The organism is Mesorhizobium sp. M7A.F.Ca.MR.148.00.0.0, from assembly GCF_003997735.1.
GTDB lineage: Bacteria > Pseudomonadota > Alphaproteobacteria > Rhizobiales > Rhizobiaceae > Mesorhizobium.
Genome location: NZ_RZTB01000400.1, coordinates 1 through 474 on the forward strand (window position 1 = coordinate 1; position 474 = coordinate 474).

Genomic DNA, 474 nt, shown 5'->3' on the forward strand with positions numbered 1-474 from the left:
CATGAGTAGGATAGGTCGCAACCTTGACGTCAACGACTGTCGTCAGACCACCAAGGCCTTGGGCGCCGATACCAAGCGCGTTGATCCGCTCATAAAGCTCAATCCGCAGCCCCTCCTCTGCGCTTGACGCCCCCCTTGCGATCAGTTCCGCCATATCGATGGGCTCGTTCATGGCCTCCTTGGCCAGCAGCATCGCCTTTTCAGCGCTACCACCGATGCCGACAGAGATCAGTCCAGGTGGACACCACCCGCTGCCAAGGGTCGAAACGGTATTGACCACCCAGTCGGAAACGGAGGCGGTGGGATTGAGGGTGGTAAAACGTGCCTTGTTCTCCGACCCGCCGCCTTTCGCGGCGATGGTGATCTCAATCTGGTTACCTTGCACCAGGTCGACATGGACAACTGCCGGCGTGTTGTCTCGGGTGTTGACCCGTCTAGCGAGGGGATCCGCAACGATCGATGCCCGAAGGGGAT

At 59.7% G+C, this 474-nt stretch carries 1 protein-coding gene; it reads right to left on the bottom strand.

Annotation, left to right across the window (positions count from 1 at the left end; genetic code table 11):
• On the bottom strand, window positions 1-474 hold a 474-nt coding region (locus tag EOB49_RS34705; RefSeq protein ID WP_164781968.1), incomplete at both ends, for a fumarate hydratase.